This window comes from Streptomyces sp. NPDC033216, assembly GCF_055577115.1.
Genome location: NZ_JBVIQK010000009.1, coordinates 145,075 through 164,317, shown reverse-complemented (window position 1 = coordinate 164,317; position 19,243 = coordinate 145,075). Strand labels below are relative to the sequence as shown.

The 19,243-nt window shown below is 72.0% G+C and carries 18 protein-coding genes and 2 pseudogenes; 9 read left to right on the top strand and 11 right to left on the bottom strand.

Going from position 1 to position 19,243, the window contains the following annotated elements; all coding sequences use genetic code 11:
* Window positions 1-308 precede the first annotated feature (308 nt).
* From ACZ5Y0_RS18990 to ACZ5Y0_RS18975, 4 genes are all read right to left on the bottom strand, one after another.
* Complete coding sequence (locus tag ACZ5Y0_RS18990; RefSeq protein ID WP_469129816.1) at window positions 309-1,271, bottom strand: Rieske (2Fe-2S) protein; 963 nt, start codon at window positions 1,269-1,271, stop codon at window positions 309-311.
* Between the two features lie 80 nt (window positions 1,272-1,351).
* Window positions 1,352-2,197, bottom strand: a complete 846-nt coding sequence (locus tag ACZ5Y0_RS18985) for a cytochrome c oxidase assembly protein (RefSeq protein ID WP_469129815.1) — start codon at window positions 2,195-2,197, stop codon at window positions 1,352-1,354.
* On the bottom strand, window positions 2,194-2,676 hold the full coding sequence (locus ACZ5Y0_RS18980; RefSeq protein WP_469129814.1) for a DUF2243 domain-containing protein: 483 nt from the start codon (window positions 2,674-2,676) through the stop codon (window positions 2,194-2,196). Before ACZ5Y0_RS18980 ends, ACZ5Y0_RS18985 begins: the two co-directional genes overlap by 4 nt.
* A gap of 96 nt (window positions 2,677-2,772) precedes the next feature.
* Window positions 2,773-3,210: an SPW repeat protein gene (locus ACZ5Y0_RS18975; RefSeq protein WP_469129932.1), complete on the bottom strand. Its 438-nt coding sequence runs from the start codon at window positions 3,208-3,210 to the stop codon at window positions 2,773-2,775.
* A gap of 706 nt (window positions 3,211-3,916) precedes the next feature.
* Between ACZ5Y0_RS18975 and ACZ5Y0_RS18970 the strand changes: the two genes are divergently transcribed.
* Window positions 3,917-4,255, top strand: a complete 339-nt coding sequence (locus ACZ5Y0_RS18970; protein ID WP_469129813.1) for a MerR family transcriptional regulator — start codon at window positions 3,917-3,919, stop codon at window positions 4,253-4,255.
* Window positions 4,256-4,308: 53 nt separating this feature from the next.
* On the opposite strand, the gene ACZ5Y0_RS18965 is transcribed toward ACZ5Y0_RS18970, so the two are convergent.
* The gene (locus ACZ5Y0_RS18965; RefSeq protein WP_469129812.1) at window positions 4,309-5,727 is read right to left on the bottom strand and encodes a DEAD/DEAH box helicase; all 1,419 of its coding nucleotides are present in this window, start codon (window positions 5,725-5,727) and stop codon (window positions 4,309-4,311) included.
* A 720-nt stretch (window positions 5,728-6,447) separates the two neighbouring features.
* Between ACZ5Y0_RS18965 and ACZ5Y0_RS18960 the strand changes: the two are divergent.
* The 4 genes and pseudogenes from ACZ5Y0_RS18960 to ACZ5Y0_RS18945 all read left to right on the top strand — a co-directional run.
* Window positions 6,448-6,555, top strand: a pseudogene (locus ACZ5Y0_RS18960) (alpha/beta fold hydrolase); the annotation flags it as partial.
* On the top strand, window positions 6,555-7,832 hold the full coding sequence (locus tag ACZ5Y0_RS18955; RefSeq protein ID WP_469129931.1) for a SpoIIE family protein phosphatase: 1,278 nt from the start codon (window positions 6,555-6,557) through the stop codon (window positions 7,830-7,832). The pseudogene ACZ5Y0_RS18960 and the gene ACZ5Y0_RS18955, both read left to right, overlap by 1 nt.
* Window positions 7,833-8,143: 311 nt before the next feature.
* Window positions 8,144-8,731 carry a rhomboid family intramembrane serine protease gene (locus tag ACZ5Y0_RS18950; RefSeq protein ID WP_469129930.1) on the top strand — a complete coding sequence of 196 codons (588 nt, stop codon included), beginning with the start codon at window positions 8,144-8,146 and terminating at the stop codon, window positions 8,729-8,731.
* A gap of 108 nt (window positions 8,732-8,839) precedes the next feature.
* Window positions 8,840-9,133: a hypothetical protein gene (locus ACZ5Y0_RS18945; RefSeq protein ID WP_469129811.1), complete on the top strand. Its 294-nt coding sequence runs from the start codon at window positions 8,840-8,842 to the stop codon at window positions 9,131-9,133.
* Window positions 9,134-9,335: 202 nt separating this feature from the next.
* On the opposite strand, the gene ACZ5Y0_RS18940 is transcribed toward ACZ5Y0_RS18945, so the two are convergent.
* Window positions 9,336-9,803, bottom strand: coding sequence for a winged helix-turn-helix transcriptional regulator (locus tag ACZ5Y0_RS18940; RefSeq protein ID WP_469129810.1), 468 nt, complete (start codon window positions 9,801-9,803; stop codon window positions 9,336-9,338).
* 92 nt (window positions 9,804-9,895) lie between these two features.
* On the opposite strand from ACZ5Y0_RS18940, the gene ACZ5Y0_RS18935 reads away from it, so the two are divergent.
* Window positions 9,896-10,393 carry a PaaI family thioesterase gene (locus ACZ5Y0_RS18935; protein WP_469129809.1) on the top strand — a complete coding sequence of 166 codons (498 nt, stop codon included), beginning with the start codon at window positions 9,896-9,898 and terminating at the stop codon, window positions 10,391-10,393.
* A gap of 67 nt (window positions 10,394-10,460) precedes the next feature.
* Here the strand turns inward: ACZ5Y0_RS18935 and ACZ5Y0_RS18930 are convergent, their stop codons facing one another.
* Window positions 10,461-11,051, bottom strand: a complete 591-nt coding sequence (locus ACZ5Y0_RS18930; protein WP_469129808.1) for a hemerythrin domain-containing protein — start codon at window positions 11,049-11,051, stop codon at window positions 10,461-10,463.
* A gap of 11 nt (window positions 11,052-11,062) precedes the next feature.
* Window positions 11,063-12,262, bottom strand: a complete 1,200-nt coding sequence (locus ACZ5Y0_RS18925) for a hypothetical protein (protein WP_469129807.1) — start codon at window positions 12,260-12,262, stop codon at window positions 11,063-11,065.
* A gap of 657 nt (window positions 12,263-12,919) precedes the next feature.
* On the opposite strand from ACZ5Y0_RS18925, the gene ACZ5Y0_RS18920 reads away from it, so the two are divergent.
* Window positions 12,920-13,465 carry a DUF1360 domain-containing protein gene (locus tag ACZ5Y0_RS18920; RefSeq protein ID WP_469129806.1) on the top strand — a complete coding sequence of 182 codons (546 nt, stop codon included), beginning with the start codon at window positions 12,920-12,922 and terminating at the stop codon, window positions 13,463-13,465.
* A gap of 92 nt (window positions 13,466-13,557) precedes the next feature.
* Here the strand turns inward: ACZ5Y0_RS18920 and ACZ5Y0_RS18915 are convergent, their stop codons facing one another.
* A complete protein-coding gene (locus ACZ5Y0_RS18915; protein WP_469129805.1) occupies window positions 13,558-14,445 on the bottom strand; it encodes a LysR family transcriptional regulator in 888 nt (295 codons plus the stop codon).
* 85 nt (window positions 14,446-14,530) lie between these two features.
* Between ACZ5Y0_RS18915 and ACZ5Y0_RS18910 the strand changes: the two genes are divergently transcribed.
* Window positions 14,531-15,421: a PhzF family phenazine biosynthesis isomerase gene (locus ACZ5Y0_RS18910; protein ID WP_469129804.1), complete on the top strand. Its 891-nt coding sequence runs from the start codon at window positions 14,531-14,533 to the stop codon at window positions 15,419-15,421.
* A gap of 561 nt (window positions 15,422-15,982) precedes the next feature.
* A pseudogene (locus ACZ5Y0_RS18905) lies at window positions 15,983-16,594 on the top strand (PucR-like N-terminal domain-containing protein); the annotation flags it as partial.
* 6 nt (window positions 16,595-16,600) lie between these two features.
* Here the strand turns inward: ACZ5Y0_RS18905 and ACZ5Y0_RS18900 are convergent.
* Complete coding sequence (locus tag ACZ5Y0_RS18900) at window positions 16,601-17,404, bottom strand: phosphatidate cytidylyltransferase (RefSeq protein WP_469129803.1); 804 nt, start codon at window positions 17,402-17,404, stop codon at window positions 16,601-16,603.
* A complete protein-coding gene (locus ACZ5Y0_RS18895; protein WP_469129802.1) occupies window positions 17,401-19,182 on the bottom strand; it encodes an aminotransferase class I/II-fold pyridoxal phosphate-dependent enzyme in 1,782 nt (593 codons plus the stop codon). The genes ACZ5Y0_RS18900 and ACZ5Y0_RS18895 overlap by 4 nt, the downstream gene beginning before the upstream one ends.
* Between the last annotated feature and the right edge of the window lie 61 nt (window positions 19,183-19,243).

The following is a 19,243-nucleotide window of genomic DNA, read 5'->3' as shown; positions in this document are numbered from 1 at the left end:
GACCGTGGGCGTCCCCGCGGCGGTCCCGGCCTGTGTCACGGTCGGCGCGCCGGGCGGCGCGGCGCCCTGACGGCGGGGCGCGCACCCCCTGGGCTGCGAGGGCGCGTACCCCCTGGGCGGCGGGGGCCGACGAGCAGCGTCCCGTTGCCCCGGCTCCCGCACACGGCGCAGCTCGCGCGTCGGTCGCACCCCGGCGAGCACCCCGTGCGGGTGCTGCTCACGGGCCCCGGAGCGGCCCGGTGCCGGCGGACGGAGGCGCGCCATCGCCGTCTCGACGTGCCGGATCTCGGCGCGCCCGTCCTCCAGGGTCAGCCGCTGTGCCCGCGGACAGACGGTCCCGCTCCCGCACTGCTCGCCCTGCTCGCCTCCCCGTTCCCCGACCGGTCGTGCCGGGCGAGGCGAATCTCGACGCGGCCGTCGAGGATCCGGGTGTCGAAGGCGGGCTGGGGCGCGGTGGCCGGCCCCCTGACGTTCCAGCCGTCGGAGAGCCGGAAGACGCTGCCGTGCCACGGGCACTCGACGCACCCGTCCGCCACGGTGCCCTCGGACAGCGGCCCCGAGAGATGGCTGCACCGTTCGGCCAGTGCGTGGACGGCTCCGCCGGACTGGCGGACCACCAGGACCGGCACGTCGTCCACGACGCGCCGCACGGGCTCTCCGGCCGGGAACTCGTCCACGGTGCCGATCGGGTGCCAGCCCTCCCGCACGACGTGCGCGACCTCTTCCGCGTGGTTGGCACCGGACGCCTGCCGGTAGGCCATGTGGCCGCCCAGCATGCCTCCGAGCCCGACCGCCGTCAGGCCGAGGAATCCGTATGCCCGGCCGGCACCCGTGCGGCCTCTGAGACGACAGGCGAGGGAGGTCGCGTAGAGACCGACGGCGACGACGTTCGCCGCCGCGTGCACGAGCCCCACGCGGGTCTGCTCACGGTGCAGTTCCGCCCAGTCCACCGCACCCGCCAGCGCCGATGGCACGGCGGCCGCCAGGCCGACGCCGACGAGCAGGCCCGCCTCGCGGGAGTGCCGGGGCCGGGCGTCCAGCACGGCGGCGGACAGCCAGCTCCCGATCGGCACCTGCACCAGGAGCGGATGGACCGGGTGCCCCAGCCATCGCCCGTGCAGCATGTCCCGCCCACGTCCCAGCGGCAGGGAACGCACCCCGTTGCGCAGGGTGTCGATCAGGGGGTCGGCCTGCGGACTTCGTTCCAGACGGTCCAAGAGCCACAGCAGGCGGCTCTGCTTCAAACGGCGGCGTCTCGGCGTTGCGTTCATGCGTAGCCGGGTCCCCGAACGGCGGGGGCGGCAAACGGCGGGTGTGGCAAACGGCGGACGGACACCGAGGGCCGGGGCTCTCAGCCCCGCCGGGCCACCGTGCCGGCCGTGCGGTCGTCGTGCCGCCCCGCGTTCGACCCGCGGCGGACATGGGCGCGTCCGGCGGCGCCGTACCACTGCACGGCGAGCGTGACAGCGATCGCGACCTCGATCAGGTCGCCGCCGTAGTACATCAGCTGGGCGCCGGTGCGCAGGTCCTCGACCGTGAAGGCGGTGCCGGGCGGTGGCGCCCCGTACAGCCCCTTGGCGAGAACCGAGTGGGAGGCGCCGACGGCCAGTACGGCGGCACCGCGCGCCGCGAGGCCCCAACGGCGGCGCACCGGATCGAGCTGACAGACCGAGAAGACGAAGACCAGGCCGGCCACCAGTACGTGTGCGTGTGTCAGGACGTGCAGGAGGGGGTTCTGGTGGGTGGCGGCCAGGAGCCCGGTCCGGTAGAGCAGCCACAGCCCGCCGATGTCCACCAGCGCCGCCACCGGAGGGGAGAGCAGTACGGCGACGGGTTGCGCGTGCGCTGCGTGGAGCAGGCCGCGTCGCACCCTTCCCGGCGCAAGGCCGCGCAGGACCAGCGTGAAGGGTCGGGCGAGAACGAGCAGCAGCGGGGCCGCCATGCCGATGAGCAGGTGTCGCGCCATGTGCGCGGTGAAGGGGCCACCCGGCGGTGCGACCGACGTGGCCATGATCAGGGCACCACAGCCGACGGTGAAGGCCACATCCCGCGCCCACGGCCAGGTGTCCCCGCGGCGGCGCAGGCGCAGGGCGGCCAGGAGGTACGCGGCGGCTGCCACCGACGCCGCTACCGTGACGCAGAGTTCGGCCGGCCGGGCCCACTCGGCGAGGGGGGATCCGGGATGGACGTGTGTCAAGCCGCCGGTCCCGTCCCGCCTCGCCGGCCCGCGCGGACGGTGAGGGCGCAGCCGATGAGCAGCAGGACCAGACCGCTCAGGTTCCAGGCCCAGTCGTAAGGGGTGACGTCCACGCCGTATCGAATCTGGTGCACCCGCAGCAGCTTGTGGTCCACGATCCCGTCGAGGAGCTGGAACGCGCCCAGGCCGAGGACGGTCCCCGCCCGTAGGTGGGCGGCGGCCATGGCGCCGCGGCGGCGCAGGTCGGCGGAGAGGAAGAAGCCCGTGACGAGCGCGAGGAGTTCGGCGGTGTGGAGCAGGCCGTCGGAGAGCAGGCCGACGCCGGTGGTGGACCGGTCGTAGAAGTGGTGCCAGCCCAGGACCTGGTGGAAGACGATCTCGTCGACCGCGGCCATCACGGCCATGCCGATCAGGAGGCCTGCCACCAGGGACCCGCGGTGCTCAGGGCGGGGGCCGCGGCCGGCGGGTGGCGAGGTCATTCACCGCTCCCGTCCCAGGCCCCGAGTCCCGCGGCACTGTCATGAGGGTCCGCACTCCTGGGCTGTACTCGCATGCGTTCCGGCACCGCTACCGGCCTACATGTCGCGGTCGTGGCGAGGCGACCGCTTCTCCCGTGCGACGGCGCTGGCGGCCAGCGCCAGGAGCAGGCCGATGATGCCGACGACGACGTTGTTCACCACGGTCCGGGTGGTGCTGACGTCGCCTGCCACCGCCCAGGGCGCGATGATCGTCCACAGGCTCAGCGCGCACGCGGCCCAGGCCATGCTGTGCGTGCGCTCGTAGGCGCGGCCGAAGCCGCCGCTCATCAGCAGCGCATAGCCGATACCGACGATCAGGTTGTTGACCGCCAGCGCGGAGAGACCGCTGAAACCGGCGATCCACGGGGAAGCCGCCAGGTACACACCCGTGAGGAAGGCAAGGGCCTCGACGGCCTGTGCCATGGGGGTGCTGGTGGCTCTTTCCGCCATCTCGTGACGGGCACGCATGGCGACGATGTCGGGATGGGTCTCCATCGACGACCGGGGAGAAGTGGTCACCGCGCTCACCTCCGGAGCGTTCGTTCGGTCTTTCGCTGCTCACGGGTACCCCCGCCGTCTCCCGCCCCAACCATCTCGCAGGACTTGGGTTTCCGGCTTGCGGGACCCGGGTCACGGCACCGCCGCGCGAGCAGGGGGACGCCCGTCGGGATCGGAGCGGTGGCCCTTCACCGAGCGGCGTCGGGGTGTGACGACACGAGGTGGACTCGGACGACAGGACGGTGGACTCGCGCGGCGCTCCCGCCGGCGCGGCGGAACGCGGGAAGAGGCCTGAACGTCGGCATGAGGCGATCTCCGCAGGAAGAAAATCTGTCGTGGCGACGGTAGACATTGGGATGTGGGGGAGCTAGCGTTGGTCTCGTACTCAGAAAGTCGAAGGAGGCGGCAGGACGAGCTGCCGTGCAGTAACCGTAAGTATCGAAATCGCGCAACCGAATGGAGGAGCAGACGCCATCAGGATCGCCCGGGCGAGGACGAAGTACCGCCCGGGTACCGCAGGCCCCAGAACGGAAGGTGGTCCACGGTCACGCATTCGCGATCCCCGCAGTCCCGCCCTCGCCGGCGGGCAGGCGGAACAAGAGAACCGGTGCAGGTCTGCCGGTAGATGGTGTTGAAACCTCGGGGCCCTGGGCGCAGAGCAGCGTCCAGGGCCCCCCGACGCGTCCCTGGAAAGAAGAGGTCTATGCCCCCTGCCGGTCCCCGCACCCCCGACCCGCTGGACGACGACGACTACCCGGCGTACACCATCGGCCGGGCGGCCGACATGCTCGGCACCACCCCCGCCTTCCTCCGCGCCCTCGGGGACAACCGTCTGATCGCCCCCCTGCGCTCCGAGGGCGGCCACCGCCGCTACTCCCGCTACCAGCTGCGCATCGCGGCCCGCGCCCGGGAACTCGTCGACACCGGCACCCCCATCGAGGCCGCCTGCCGGATCATCATCCTGGAAGACCAGCTCGAAGAAGCCAGGCGGATCAACGAGGAGCTGCGCGGCCAGGCCGACCGACGCAAGACCTCGGCCTGAACCGCGGCAGCGACGGCCCGACCCGCGGCATGTACGGGGGCCGACGCGTCCCGTCAGCGGCCCCTGCGCACCCGGGCCGCCGCGCGGGCCTCCGCCGTCCTGCGGGCCTCGGCCGTCTTGCGGGACTCCTTGGCGGCGCCGGCCGGACGGGTGCCGAGTCCACGGAAGGGGGCGTTGCCGCCACTGGTCTTCGTCCCGGCGGGGGGGCGTTTCGCCCCGGTGATGGCGGTCAGCGCCGCCTCGCCGGAGCGCACCTGCGTGACCGTCGGCCGGATCCCGGCCTCGGACATCATCCGATTCACCTCGCGCCGCTCGTTGGGCGTGACCAGCGTGACCACTCGGCCGGACTCCCCGGCGCGCGCCGTACGCCCGCCGCGGTGCAGATAGTCCTTGGCGTCGGCCGGCGGATCGACGTTGACGACCAGGTCGAGGGCCTCGATGTGGATGCCCCGTGCGGCGACGTTGGTGGCCACCAGCACGGTGACCTCACCGCTCTTGAACTGGGCCAGTGTGTGCGTCCGTTGGGGCTGTGACTTCCCACTGTGCAGCGCGGACGCCCGCACTCCGCTGGCCCGCAGGTGGCGGGTGAACTGGTCCACGGCGGCCTTGGTGTCCAGGAACATCAGCACCCGGCCGTCCCGCGCGGCGATCTCGGTCGCGGTCGCGTACTTGTCGGCGCCGTGGATGTTCAGGACATGATGTTCCATCGTGGCGACCGAGCCGGCCAGCTGGTCGACCGAAGCGAGGACCGGGTCGTGCAGGTGGTCACGCACCAGCTGGTCGACGTTGCGGTCGAGGGTGGCCGAGAACAGCAGCCGCTGCCCGTCGGCGGGGATCTGGTCGAGGATGTCCGAGACCTGGGGCAGGAAACCCAGGTCGCACATCTGGTCCGCCTCGTCCAACACCGTGATCCGCACGTGGTTCAGATGGCAGTCCCGGCGCGACACCAGGTCCGCCAGACGCCCCGGCGTCGCGATGACCACGTCCACGCCGGCCCGCAGGAGCGCCGTCTGCTTGTTGATCGACAGACCTCCGACCACGGTGGCCAGTCGCAGGTCCAGCACGCGCGCGTACGGCTCCAGCGCGTCGCCCACCTGCTGGGCGAGCTCGCGGGTCGGCACCAGGACCAGCGCCCTCGGCCGCTTCGACTCCGCCCGCCGGCCAGCGGTACGGACGAGGAGGGCGAGGCCGAAGGCCAGCGTCTTGCCGGAGCCGGTACGCGCGCGGCCGAGGACATCGCGGCCGGCGAGCGCGTTGGGCAGCGTCGCGGCCTGGATCGGGAAGGGCTCCGTCACCCCGAGGCCGGTCATCGTCGTCAGCAGCTCCGGCGGAAGGCCGAGCGCGTCGAAGGACGCGGCCGGCGGCAGACCGGGCGAGACGGGCTGGGGCGTCTCGAGGTCACCCTGCGGCGCGCTCGCCGACCGGTGCTTGCCGGCATGCGGGAGTCCAGGGGCCGGCGGCTTCGCGTTCATGGGGAACCTTCCTCGGTGTGACGCCCGGAACGCGCCGGGGTCCGTACCCGTTGGTACGGACCCCGGCGGCGTGGAAGACGATTCCTCATTTTACCAGCGGCCGCCCGGCCGCCCGCGGCTCCGGCCCGCCCGTACTGGACACCGGCACTCCGCAGGCCCGGTCGGCCCTTCACACAGCGGGAGGTTGCCGGGGCGACAGGCGACAGGCGACAGGCGACAGGCGACAGGCGACGGGCGCGGGCGCCGGAGCGGGCGGGGTTCCGTTCCGGCTCGCCCCGGCGGCCGGGACCGCGGTGGGCGGGCGCCGACACGGAGGGTGTCGGCACCTCATATGTAATCGCGAGCCGGGGAACCTTCGTGAAGCCGAAAGGTTCGGAAGGTCCCGAGATGCCCGGTCCCACTTTTGCGTGAGAATGAGTGGTGACAGTGAATGCGCGACCCGGACCGCTTTCGCCGAGCGCCCCTGACCTTGGTCCGGGAAGGATCGTTCGAGACAGGCACGCAGCTCGGCAGCCTGTCCGCGAGGGTGCGCCGTATGGCTGTACGGAGCCGGAATCACGTGAGGGTGACAGAGCGAGCCGAAGACCCGGTGGTGTCGTCGGCGCACGGATTCGTTTGCGGTAGGAGTGTGCGGCGTCCGGCGGGTCCGGTGCTGGAGCGCGACTGCGCGGTGGTCCTCTCCGATCAGGCGCGTCCCAGGCGTTCAGTGACACGCAGCTTCCCGGCCCCCGGCTGGTCACCTTGAACGCGACCGGGCACTGCCCCCAGCTCGCCGCTCCGGGGGAGAGCGACGCCGCCGTCGCCGAGTTCGCCGGTGCGGGGCAATGATGTGCGAGACCGACGGCGACGACGAGGACGGCGGGAACACCGCTGTCGGCGGTCAGTCGGAAGGCGGAGACCGGGCACTTCTCTCGGCCCTGCCGGAGGACAGCGTGGAAGACCTCTACGAGCACGCACCGTGCGGCTACCTCTCCACCCTCCTCGACGGCCTGATCGCCAAGGTCAACACCACGTTGCTGGACTGGCTCGGTTACCGGCGCGGGGACCTGGTGGGCCGCAAGCACTTCTCCGACCTGCTCACCGTCGGCGGTCGCCTCTACCACGAGACCCACTTCGCCCCGCTGCTGCGCATGCAGGGCGAAGTCAGGGGCGTCGCCCTGGAACTCGAAGCAGCCGACGGCCGCCGCCTGCCCGTCCTGGTCACCTCCATCGTCAAAACGGGCGGCGACGGCCAGCCGCTGCTGATCCGCACCACCGTCTTCGACGCCCGCGACCGACGCGCCTACGAGACCGAGCTCCTGCGCGCCCGCCAGGAATCGGAACGCGAACGCGAACGCCTCCAGCGACTGAACAGAGTCCTTCAGAAGACGCTGCTCCCCCCTGTCCTCGTCAACGTCCCCGGTCTGGACGTGGCCGCGCACTACCACATCGCCTCCACCGACGAGGTCGGCGGCGACTTCTACGATCTGTTCCCCCTGGGTTCGGGCACGTGGGGATTCTTCCTCGGTGACGTGTGCGGCAAGGGTTCCGCCGCGGCGGCCGTCACCTCCCTGACCCGCTACACCCTGCGTGCGGCTGCCGTCTACGACCCCGCGCCCGCAGCCGCGCTCGCCAATCTCAACACCGTCCTGAACCACGAGTACCACGGGGACGACCCGCGGTTCTGCACCGTCATATTCGGCCTGCTCACCCCCGACGGACCGGGGGGAGGTTTCAGGGTCACCCTCGCCAGCGGCGGCCACCCCCCTGCCCTGCTGATGCGCGCCGACGGCACCGCCGACTACCTGCCCACCCCCGACGGACAGCTCATCGGCGTCCTGCCGGATGCCCACATCGCCACCACCACCCTCCGTCTCGAGCCCGGCGACACTCTGCTGCTCTACACGGACGGGCTCACCGAGGCCCGTACCACTCGAGGAGGGGAGGACGGCCGCTACGGCGACAAGGCGCTCCTCGATTTCGCCCGTGACCTGGCGCCCACCACCGCCCCGGACGTCGTCGCCGCCGTCCGTGATCTCCTCGACTCCTTCGGCTCCGGCGTGGAGGACGACACCGCCATCCTCACCCTCAACGCCACGCGAACCACCGGTGACCAGCAGACGTGAGCCGGTCGCCCGCACCCGCACCACGCCGGTCGGACCGACTCGGTCATCGAGATGGCGGCGAACTCGACACCCACACCGTCCCGGACCTTCGCCGAAGGGGGAGGAGCGCGGTGGCAGGGCCGGTGAGGACGTGGTGCGGGACAGCGGGACGTACGGGAAAGCCGCTCGGGCCTGGAACCGCGACGACCCTTCCCTGCGTTGATCAGTAGACAGTCGACTCATGCAGGATCAACCGGGCGAGGGCATCGGAGGGGGTTGCTGTGGTGTACGAATCGCACTTCGGTGCCGGATCGCGGAACGGACCGGACGGTGTGGTGCGCCCCGCGCCGCAGTCGCGGCGGGCGCGGGCCCGGGACGCGGCGGTGCTGGTCGCGGGATGGGGCGCCCTGCTGTGGGTGCTGGAGATCATCGACGCGGTCAGCGGCCACGCCCTGGACACCTACGGCATCACGCCACGGCAGTTCGGCGAGCTGCGCGACGTCGTGCCCGCCGCCTTCCTGCACTTCGGCTTCGACCATGTCGCGGCGAACAGTCTGCCGCTGCTGGCCATGGGTTTCCTGGCGGCGCTCGCCGGCATCCGCCGCTTCCTCGCCGTCGTCGCCGTGATCACCCTGCTGAGCGGCCTGGGTGTCTGGCTCACCGCACCTGCGTACTCCAACACCGCGGGCGCGTCGGGTGTCGTCTTCGGTCTCTTCGGCTATCTCGTCGTCCGCGGTTTCGTCGACCGTCGCGTCGGTGACGTACTCGTGGGACTCCTCGTCGGTGCCGTTTACGGTTCGATCCTGTGGGGGGTGCTGCCGACGGCGACCGGAGTCAGCTGGCAGGGGCATCTCTTCGGCCTGATCGGCGGCATCGCCGCGGCGGTGGCGTTCCGGCGGAGTCCGGACCGCCAGGGATGAGCGGTCACCCGCGCCTCGCCCGTTGCGCCGGGCGCGGTTTCCCGTGAATCTCGGATCCGGCTCCGGTTCGCATGCACATGAGCACCGTATCGGGGTAGTCGGACCGGCATGACACCGGAGAACGATCACGCTGAATCCGTGCGGGCCGTACGGCAGCTGCGGCGAATGCGCCCTGTGTACGCGGGGGGAGCAGCTCTGTGGGCCGCCTCGGCCGCCTGGGCGGGATGGGAGGACCCGGGTAGCCGACAGATGTGGGTGTCGGTGCTCTTCCTGGTCGTCTTCACCGGCCTGTTGTCCGTGACGTCCCTGTGGCTGTCGCGTCAGCAGCCGGCCGGCGCGGGTGGGACGGCGCACCACGCCGCACCACGGAGGATGGTCACCCGCCGGCAGGTGAGCGCCTGAGCGCGGCAGTTCCGCTTCCGCACGGCCTGCCCCGCCGTCGACCAGCCGGATGCCACGTCCAGGCGTCGGCGATCCCGCCGCCGTGGAGCCCGCCGCTCGCCCGATCCGCTCGGCCTGGAGTCCGCAGACGGAGCTCCGACTGCACTGCCCGGGCGGCGGCGGGCGCTCGCCCTCCGCCCCGGTGGGGCGGGCGGGGTCGTCGTCAGCGGCGGGGACGGGCCCCTGGTCCCAGGCGGGCGGTGACTTCCCCGGGGGTGAGGGCCGAGTGGTCGGCGGAGCACTCGACGACGACGCGGACCGGAGCCTCGCAGTCCGTGTGGCGGAGGTCCAGCAGGGGGCCGTCCGCGTCGAGGGCGTAGGTCTCGCCCCACTGGCTGAGCGCCATGAGGACGGGCCACAGATCCCAGCCCTTGCGGGTCAGGCGGTACTCGTTGCGTGAGCGGTTGCCCGGCTCCCGGTACGGCACGGTCTTCAGGACGCCGGCCGAGATGAGCTTCCGGAGGCGGTCGCTGAGGACGGCCTCCGACAGGCCGATGTGGCGGTGGAAGTCGTCGAAGCGACGGACTCCGTTGACGGCGTCGCGCAGGATCAGCAACGTCCACTTCTCTCCGACCACGTCGAGCGTGCGCTGGACGGGGCAGTTCTCCGTGCTCGCCTCAAGCCACTCCATGCCACCATCGTAGAGGGCTGGCTTCGCCATTGACAGTCAGGTGAGCCGAGAGCTAGCTTCATCTGTAAAAGTCAGATGGAAGGCCTCGGCTCGTGGGACGAACGCGTACGTATCAGTGGGACGACCCCGCGATCCTGGCGGAAGCCGCCGGACGCATGGCCGGCATCGACTTCCTGCGCGAGTTGCAGGCGGGGCGACTGCCGGGACCGCCCATCGGCCACACCGTCGACTTCGGCCTGGAGGAGGTCGAGCCCGGCAGGGCGGTCTTCTCCCTCACGCCGGGAGAAGAGCACTACAACCCGATCGGCAGCGTGCACGGCGGCATCTTCGCCACGCTGCTCGACTCGGCGGCGGGCTGCGCAGTCCAGTCCACCCTCCCGCAGGGCATGGCCTACACGTCGCTCGACCTCACGGTGAAGTTCCTGCGGCGGATCACCGTGGACACGGGAACGGTGCGCGCCATCGGCACGCTTGTCCACAAGGGCCGCCAAACCGCTCTCGCGCAGGCGCAGTTGGTCGACGCGACGGGACGTCTCCTCGCCCACGCCACCAGTAGCTGCATGATCTTCCCGGTACCTCCGGCGCGGTAGGCGACGCGGCGTTCGGCGGCGGCCTGCCGAGGCGACGACGACGTCCCCTACGGCAGGCCGGACGAGCTCAACCGTGGTCCATCGCCTTGCGGACGGTGTCGCGGGTGCGGTCCATCAGGGCGGCGACCGGGCCGAGTGCCGCATTGGCCCTCGCGGATTCCACACCCGGGTGAGGCCGGGTGGGCGCCATGGCTTCGGCCGCTTTGACACCCTTGGCCAGTGAGGCGAGTGTCGAGGTGTCGGCGCTGCGCCGGAGGTGGATGAACTCGTAGCGCTCCTCCGCGCGCGCGTGCTCCTGGACGTCGGCGCGCAGGGCCAGCAGCCGGGGCAGGAACTCCGGGTCGTCCGGATCCATGTCGTCCAGGGCGCTCAGTGTCTCCTTGGCCGACCGTTCCTCCGCGAGGCGGGTCTCGACGATCTCCTCTCCCCCCGCGACGTTGCGGCGGACGAACGGGTGCACGATCTCCTCCTCCGCCGTCTCGTGGACGGCGAGAAGACGTACCAGGCGGCGGAAGGCTTCCTGCCGGGCGTCTCCGGTCGCGGCCTCGACCTCGTCGAACAGATTGCGGATGTCGCCGTGCTGCCGCATGAGCAGGCCCACCACGTCGGTGTCCGGGGCGGCGTCATCACCGGCCTGCGGGGTGTGAAGCTCGGACATGACCGGTCTCCTCACTTCTCGCGCAGGGCGGGGTCGGGGTGCTCGCCCTCGGTCTCGACGCGGTACTCGCGCCCGAACATCTCGTCATGCTGCGTCATCACCCGCTCGCTGGGCGGTTCCTCGCCGCCGTGGATCTGCTCCTGCATCTTCTCGAAGCGCTCGTGGGCCTCGCGGACGTACCCGGCACCGAGCGTCGTCAGGTCGATCTGCGTGGCGAGCAGTTCCCGCACGTAGGCCTTGTTCGGTTCGAAGGTCAGAACGTTCGGCAGCTGCGGTGCCAGCACGGACTCCGGGTCCCGTCCGTCGTGCCGGCGCATCAGGTCGCAGGCGATATGCAGGTGCTCCAGCTCCTGGTTCAGATGCAGCTCCCAGATCGCCTTCACCTTGGGATCGCTCTCCTGCTCCATGAAGGAGTAGTAGAGGTAGCACTCGTTGTACTCGTGATTGACGAGTTGCTCCCACCACGTCTCGCCCGGGTCGACCAGCGACTCGTAGTGGGTGACGTGCTCCTCCTCGATGAGGCCGATCTCCTGGTAGAGCTGGCGGGCGATCGGCTCCATATAGGTGGGACCGGTGTTCATGTAGAAGTTCATGGTCTGCTGCTCCGCGGACATGATCGTCAGCGCGTGCAGCTTCGACAGCGGGTTCGTCTCGTCCTTGACGTACGGATCACGTACGTTGTCGGCCGGGTGGCGGTGGTGGAACTTCGTCGGCCGGCCCGGCATGACCTCGGTGAGGCCCTCGACGATCGCGTCCGCCTTGCGGTGCTCGATCATCTCGTACAGGTTCGCGTACCGGTACAGGTGATCGAAGTCCTCAAGGACACCGAACTGGTACGCCTGCTTCAGATAGGGGTCGGGCTCCATGCGGGCGACCCAGGCGGTGAGGTCCACGGCCACCTGCTCGTAGGCGATCGTCGTCTCCAGCACCGACGACACGCCGGGCAGCAGCCAGTTGACCGCCTTCTGCTGCTGCGCCTCGATGTACCGAGTCTGGGCCAGCTGGCGCTTCACCTCGGGATCGACGGTGTTCCGGGCCAGCTGGTGGCTGAACATGATCGCCTCGACCTCGATGCCGTTCATCGTGATGATGCGGCAGCGGGTGTAGGGGTCGCAGTGATCGGGGTCGATGGGGGCGACGTTCAGTTCTCGCCAGTTCCTGATCTGCCGGTCCAGCGGGATACCACGTTGTTCCAGGGGGTTGAAGGTCACTTGTGCCTCCAGGGCGGTCGATGGTGAGCACGCGGGTCCCCCATGGCGAGGAGTCACTCATCCGAAGGGGGAGGGGGATCCTCGGTCCAGCCTGACGTCGCGGGCCCCGGACCGTGGCGTCCGCGCCGGACCGGCCCCGAGGTAGTCACCCGACCGGCGGCACCAGTCCGGGCGCGCAACGCATCGCCGGGGTACTCGCCGGTCGCGCCTGCGCGCATCGACGCGCCGAAGGAGGCACAGTCGCGAGGGGATGCGACCGCCGACGGTCCCAGGAAAGTCACGGGGACGGCCACCGGGCTCACCGCCGGTGCCGCTGTCCTCGTACGGCGCTCGACGGCGGGTCCGTCAGAACCGGCCACCGCGGGCCGGGGGAAGGACCGATCGTGGCCCCAACGACATCCGCCCGCAGGTGCTGCCGGCGCCGCTCCAGGACACGACGACCGGATGGCGACACGCATCCGCCCCGAGCCTGGCGGGGCGGGGCCGGGCCGCTCCTGCGGATCTGTTTGCCGGATGCCCTGGCGGGGACCCGGTGGCAGGCGGCCGGAGGCGTACCCTCGCGACCCGCCCCTCGGATGAATCGGAACGGCGAGAGCGCATGAACCGCGGTGGCGGAACCGACCGGCGAACACAGTGGGACAGGAACGGGCACGAATTATGGGGACAGTAGCTGACAGCCGCTTCGTACGACGCCTGGAGAGGCGACTCCGAGGTGCGGAACGTGACTATTCGGCAGGCCACGAGCGGCCGCTGGGCGGCTACCTCACGGCGATGGTGGGATTCGGGGCCTACACGGCCGCCTGGGCGACGGCGGTGCGGCTCCGTCGGCGCCCGCTGCCCGACCGGCCCGAGCCCTGGGACGTGGTCCTGACCGCGGTGGCCACCTTCCGGCTCAGTCGGCTGCTGAGCAAGGCCTCGGTGACCAGTCCCCTGCGGGCTCCCTTCACGCGGTACGTCGGCCCGCAGGGTCCGGCCGAACTGCACGAGGAGGCCCGCGCCGACGACGGCGGGGACACCGTGGGCGAGCTGGTGACCTGCCCGTTCTGCATGAGCGTCTGGGTGGCCTCGACGCTGACCGCGGGCCGGCTGATGTGGCCACGCGCCACGCGGACGGCCATGGGGGCGCTCACCGCACTGGCCGGGGCGGACGCGCTGCAACTGGCCTACGGGGCCCTGGTGGACAAGGCCACCGGCGACGAGTAGCGCCGGCCCTCCGCCCGGCCCCTCGACCACATCCGTCTCGGCGCCGCGCACCGCTTGCCCCGCGCGCACGGTCAACGCGGTGCTCTCGGCCCTCAGTCGGGCAGGTGCCGTACCAGTTCCTGGACGAACGTCTGGGTCGCCGGCGACGTCCACCGTCTACGGTGCCGGGCCAACCGCACCGGGACGTCGGCGAACCACGGCCCGTCAAGGCACAGCAACCTGCCGTCGCGCAGATGGTCTCGCACGGTCGTCCGGGGCAGCAGGGTGACTCCCAGCCCGGCGGCCACACAGGAACGCGCCGCGTCCACACTCCCGAACCGGGTCAGGCGCGGCCGGGCGCCGGGCACGGCGAGCAACCGACGCTCCAGGTCATCGCTGTAGGAACAGCCTTGCTCCAGCAGGAAGACGCTCTCGGCGGCGAGCTCGGCCCACGACGGTGCGCCGGCCCGCGCGGCGAGCGGGTGGCGGGGAGCGCAGACGAGGGCGAGGGGCTCACTGGCGATCGGTTCGGTCGCCACATCGGTGAAGTCGGCTTCCCGCTCCAGCAGGAGGGCCACGTCCAGGCGCCCGGACCGCAGTCCCTCGACACACTGCGCGGTGCCTCCCGCGTACAACTGGACGTCCACCCCGGGGTGGCTGGTGCGCAGGGCGGCGACCACCCCCGGCAGCCGAGTGGTGCACAGCGACTCGGGGGTCCCTACGACCACTCGCCCCCCTACGGCCCCGGCCCCGTCACCGTCCGCCCGCAGTCGAGCCACGGCGTCGAGTACGTCCTCGGCTCTCTCCAACAGCCGTCGACCGGTGTCGGTCAGCAGGGCACCCGTGGGCAGACGGTCGAACAGCCGCGCGTCGAGTTCCCGCTCAAGGGCGCGGATGTGCACGGTGACGGTGGACTGGGCCAGGTGCAACTCGGCGGCAGCGGCCGTGAAGCTGCCCGTCCGGGCGAGGGTGGTGAAGGTGTGCAGCAAGCGGGTGTCCACAACCCCCATGGTATGCGACATCACGATGGAGAGGATCGCGATCCATCGTTGGACGCGATCGTCGACGCGGAGGCACCGTAGGGACATGACCACCGACACCGACGGGACGAGCCCCGTCACCGACACCACGCCGCCCGCTGAGATCCTGCGCTACGCGGCCTTCACCGACGACCCGGCCGGAGGCAATCCCGCCGGTGTGGTGCTCGACGCCCGCGGGCTCGACGACGCGACGATGCTCGCCATCGCCGCCCGGGTCGGCTATTCGGAGACGGCCTTCGTCACGAGCCGTGACGAGGCCTCACGGCGGTTCGGCGTCCGCTACTTCAGCCCGCTCGCCGAGGTCGCCTTCTGCGGACACGCGACCGTCGCCCTGGCCGTCGCCCTCGCCGAGCGGGCGGGACCCGGCGAGATCCTCCTCGACACCCCGGCCGGCGAGATCCCCGTCGCCACCGAAGCCGACGACGGAGCCGTGCTGGCCACCCTCACCAGCGTCGCGACCCGCTCCCGGCCCGCCGAGAGCACCGAACTGGACGCGGCGCTGAAGGCCCTGGGCTGGGAGGCCCGCGACCTGGACCCGGCGTTGCCGCCGCACGTCGCGTTCGGCGGCAACGACCACCTGGTGGTGGCCGCCGCCTCCCGCGCGCGCCTGGCGTCCCTGGACTACGACTTCGACGGCCTCGCCGAGGTGATGCGGCGTCACGGCTGGACCACCGTCCACCTGGTGTGGCGGGAGTCGCCGGACCGTTTCCACGCCCGCGATCCGTTCCCGATCGGCGGCGTGGCGGAGGATCCGGCGACCGGAGCGGCGGCAGCGGCGTTCGGCGGCTACCTCCGTACGCTCGGCCTCGTCAGCGGTCCCACCAGGATCGGCATCCGGCAGGGGGAGGACATGGGCCGTCCCAGTGACCTGCTGATCGACGTGGACCCCCGCAGCCCTCACACCCGCGTCACTGGACAGGCCGTTCCGATCGGCTAGGGTCTTTCGCGGATCAGGCCGGATCAGGCCGGATCAGCGCGCGCTGCCGGACCCCGCGACACCCGGCACGAACGACGCCCGACATGCACCGGACGACAGACCCCACGGGTGCCGAGCGGGGGAGACGGCTGCTGGGACCTGCGCTCAGGACGCCGGGACGCGCCGCATCACCCTGCCCTGTCCATCTGCCTCCAGGCGGCCGCGCCGTCCGGGCCGGTCACTCAGACCCCGGACCCGCGGAGGGCCGGCCGGCAAGGGCCGGTTCCGGGCCGTCGGTGCCCGCCGGGCCGGTTCCGAGCCGCCGTCGCCCGCCGGACCCGCTCCTGGACGGCCGGTTGGGCTGGTCACGCCGGTCGGCACGGGCTCCCGCGAAGTGGTCGACGAGGCCGGGCGCGCCGTTGTGGCCGACGGTCGCTCCCGCGCCGTGTGCGCCGGAGTGACGCCGGTGCCGTCGGGGCACGGAACGGAGCGCGGAGTGCGACCGTCCCATCCGGGACCGCCCCCCCGACCTCCGGCATCGGCCCGCGGATGTGCCGCTTCCGGGTGAAAGGAGTGTCCGCCGTGACCGCCCCCACTCCCCACAGCGTGGCCGAAGGCCCCGTCCCCATACCGCCCCACCTGGCCGATCTGCTCCGTGACGGGCTCCACGCCGTCGCCGACGAGGTCGAGCGGGAGGTTCGTGGCCGGGTCCCGGAGTACGCGCGCCCGGCCGGCGCGACCTACCGCGCGCACCTCAGGGCCGGAGTCGTACAGGCACTCACCTTGTTCGTCGACCACATCGCCGACCCGCGTGGCCCCGGCGACGCGATAGCCGCGACGTACTACGAACTCGGCCGCGGCGAAGCCCTCGAGGGCCGCAGCCTGGACGCGTTGCAGTCCGCGCTGCGGGTCGGCGGGCTGCACGCATGGCGGCTGATGGGACGGAGGGCCGAGGAACTCGGTCTGCGCTCCACGGTCGTGGCCGCGCTGGGGGAACTGGCGTTCCGGACCGTGCACGAGGTCGCCGAGGCGGCTGCCGCCGGTTACGCGGAAGCCCGGCTGCGCGACACCGACGAACTGGACCACCGTCGTAAACGCCTGCTCGACCTGCTGCTCGGCGAGGGGCCGGTGTCCCCGGAGGCCGTACAGGACCTGGCGCACGGCGCCCGCTGGCCGGTGCCGCGGCAGGTCGCTCGGAGGTCAACGCAGGACGAGCAGGACGGCGAGCGCGACGAGCAGCGAGTCGATCCGGTCGAGAAGGCCGCCGGAGCCGGGCAGCCAGCGACCGGCGTCCTTCGCCCGCGCACCTCTCTTGATCATGGACTCGAGGAGGTCTCCGGCCGGTCCGCCGACCGCGACCGCCAGCGCCATGGGCCAGCTGAACGCGGACAGCACGGCGAGCACGCCGAGGCCGGCCGCGGCCCCGGCCAGGGTTCCGCTCCAGCGCTTGGCCGGTGACAGGGGCGACAGCCGAGGCCCGCCGAGCCGTCTGCCGGCGAAGTACGCCACGATGTCGGCGACGGAGACCGCGACGAACAGCGCGAGCCCGCTCGCCCCGAGCGGCACCAGCGCGGCAAGGACGCTCAGCCACGTCAGGCCGAGCAGTCCGGCGGCGAGCCGACGCAGACCGTGGTCGGCGTCCCCGGCCAGGAGCGGCACCGCGGCCACCACGAGCGCCCCGATCGCGGCCACCCGGAGCACCTCTCCGGGCGCCAGCCACGCGGCCAGTACGACAGCTGCCACCGCGGTCGCCAGCACTCCGCGGTCCGCCCGGCCCAGCCGCATCAGCCCGCCGTACTCCAGCACGGCGATCACCCCGACGGCGAGGGCGACGGCCGCGGCTCCCGGGCGGCCCAGCCAGAACGCACCGGTGACCAACGGCACTCCCACCGCCCAGGCGCACCACCGGATCCGCAGCTCGCGGCGCCGGGAGGCCGCCACGGCGATGCCGCTGAGCGCCATCGCCCCACCGAGGTGGGGCACCAGCGAGGCCACGGTGATCATCGGGCGGAACCTGCCGCCGGGACACCCTCAGGCATCGAGACGGGCGAGGCCGAACGCGGCGGCAGCAGCGGATCCAGCACGGCCCGCAGCGCGGTCACGATCCGCGCGTTCCCGGCAGCGTCCTTGACCGCGATGCGCACGGTGCGCCCCTGGTACTCCGGCGACAGCGGCGACAGGTCGCGCAGGTACACGTCGTGACGGCGGCACTCGTCGACCACTCGGGGGGCGCTCGGCCCGCCGGGCGGCAGGGTCACGGAGAGGAAGTTCGCCACCGACTCCTCGACGACGAGTGTCTCGTCCAGCGTCGCCAGGTCTGCGGCGAGTCGGCGTCGCAGGACGTGGGTGCGAGACCAGCAGTCGCTGTAGTGCGCCGGGTCGCGCAGGGCTGCCACCGCGGCCAGCTGCGCGGGGAGGCTTACCGGCCACGGCGGCGTCCACCGGCGCAGCCGGGCCGCGGTGTCCGGCTCGCCCACCAGGTACGCGGCCCGCATACCGGACAGGGCGTACATCTTCGACAGTGAGGTGCAGACCACCACCCTCGGGTCCGTCGCTGCGAGGCCGGCGAGCGACTCGGCCGGATCGACGTACCCCAGGTACGCCTCGTCGATCCACCAGCGGGTCCGAGCCGGTGCGGCGGCGATCAGGGAACGTAGGTCCGCGGCCGGCGCGTGGCGTCCCGTCGGGTTGTTCGGGTTGACGATCACCACGAGGTCGTAGCGGCCGGTCTCCACGACGGCTGACAGCCGAGCGGCATCGATCCGCCAGCCCTCCTCCCGGCGCAACCGGAACCGGTCCACCCGGCATCCGATCACCCTCTCGGTGACGTGGGCGTACTCGCCGTATCCCGGGTCCATCAGAAGCACCCTGCTCTGCGGGGTCAGCCACCGTCCGAACGTCCGGAAGATCAAGTCGGACGACCCGGCGCCGACCGCGAGCGCCTCGACGGGAAGCCGCCGCGCCGCGGCGATCTCCGTCAACAGGCCCTCGGCGCCGGTCGGCGGCGACGTCCGGGCCATCCAGGCCGGATCCTCCGCGAGCGCCGCCCGCACTCCGGGCGCCGGCGGGAACCAGGCGTCCAGCACATCGGCCGCGACGACCTCGTGGCGGCGATGCAGACCGCGGAAGTCCGTGCCGATGGCGGTGAACGAGGCACCGCCGTGCTCGCAGCCGTCGGGGCCGGGCGCGAACGGCACGTCCAGCCGCCAGTCCACCGCGCACCTCAGTCGCTCCACCAGGGCGCGGTGACGGTCCATCGAGACCATCGTCAGTTCGCCCACGTCGCCGGTCAGTACCTCGAACGTGAGCGCACCGCTGCGCACGGTGCGGCCCACCGGGCGCAGGCCGGCGGCGAGATACATGTCGAGCAGCTCGGTGCGCCCCATCGCCACAACCCGGCGACCACCCCGGGCGGCGATCCAGCGCAGCGCCGCGTACATCAGCAGCGGCGCCGCCGCGGTGGCCCGCCAACGCGGCTCGACGGTGAGGATGCGCACCTCGAACACATCGTCCTCGGTCAGCAACGGCAGCTCGTCGCGGGTCAGGTACTTGTCCAGCGCGTACCGCCCCGACCAGGGGGGAGTCACGCTGACAAAACCCACGCGGACCGCACCGGACGCCACGACCAGGTACACGTTCTCGCCGTCCAACCCGTCGCGGAGCCGCCCGGCGGGATTGGGCGCGTGCTGACCCAACTCCCGTGCGTACACCCGGTGGCGGAGTTCGTGGATCCAGTCGAGATCCGCCTCGGTGGCAGCGCGCAGCTGTAGGTCACGGCCCATGAGCACCTCTTTCGACGCGGGGTCAGGCCCTGTCATCGTGGGGCACGCCGACCGGCCGCGA

What these genes read in the sequence shown, in the direction of transcription:
- ACZ5Y0_RS18900 (WP_469129803.1), bottom strand. Translation starts at nt 17,404, where the DNA reads ATGATCACCGTGGCCTCGCTGGTGCCCCACCTCGGTGGGGCGATGGCG.
- ACZ5Y0_RS18970 (WP_469129813.1), top strand. Translation starts at nt 3,917, where the DNA reads ATGCCCCCTGCCGGTCCCCGCACCCCCGACCCGCTGGACGACGACGAC.
- ACZ5Y0_RS18910 (WP_469129804.1), top strand. Translation starts at nt 14,531, where the DNA reads ATGACCACCGACACCGACGGGACGAGCCCCGTCACCGACACCACGCCG.
- ACZ5Y0_RS18940 (WP_469129810.1), bottom strand. Translation starts at nt 9,803, where the DNA reads ATGGAGTGGCTTGAGGCGAGCACGGAGAACTGCCCCGTCCAGCGCACG.
- ACZ5Y0_RS18980 (WP_469129814.1), bottom strand. Translation starts at nt 2,676, where the DNA reads ATGACCTCGCCACCCGCCGGCCGCGGCCCCCGCCCTGAGCACCGCGGG.
- ACZ5Y0_RS18955 (WP_469129931.1), top strand. Translation starts at nt 6,555, where the DNA reads ATGTGCGAGACCGACGGCGACGACGAGGACGGCGGGAACACCGCTGTC.
- ACZ5Y0_RS18965 (WP_469129812.1), bottom strand. Translation starts at nt 5,727, where the DNA reads ATGAACGCGAAGCCGCCGGCCCCTGGACTCCCGCATGCCGGCAAGCAC.
- ACZ5Y0_RS18975 (WP_469129932.1), bottom strand. Translation starts at nt 3,210, where the DNA reads ATGGAGACCCATCCCGACATCGTCGCCATGCGTGCCCGTCACGAGATG.
- ACZ5Y0_RS18990 (WP_469129816.1), bottom strand. Translation starts at nt 1,271, where the DNA reads ATGAACGCAACGCCGAGACGCCGCCGTTTGAAGCAGAGCCGCCTGCTG.
- ACZ5Y0_RS18930 (WP_469129808.1), bottom strand. Translation starts at nt 11,051, where the DNA reads ATGTCCGAGCTTCACACCCCGCAGGCCGGTGATGACGCCGCCCCGGAC.
- ACZ5Y0_RS18895 (WP_469129802.1), bottom strand. Translation starts at nt 19,182, where the DNA reads ATGGGCCGTGACCTACAGCTGCGCGCTGCCACCGAGGCGGATCTCGAC.
- ACZ5Y0_RS18945 (WP_469129811.1), top strand. Translation starts at nt 8,840, where the DNA reads ATGACACCGGAGAACGATCACGCTGAATCCGTGCGGGCCGTACGGCAG.
- ACZ5Y0_RS18920 (WP_469129806.1), top strand. Translation starts at nt 12,920, where the DNA reads ATGGGGACAGTAGCTGACAGCCGCTTCGTACGACGCCTGGAGAGGCGA.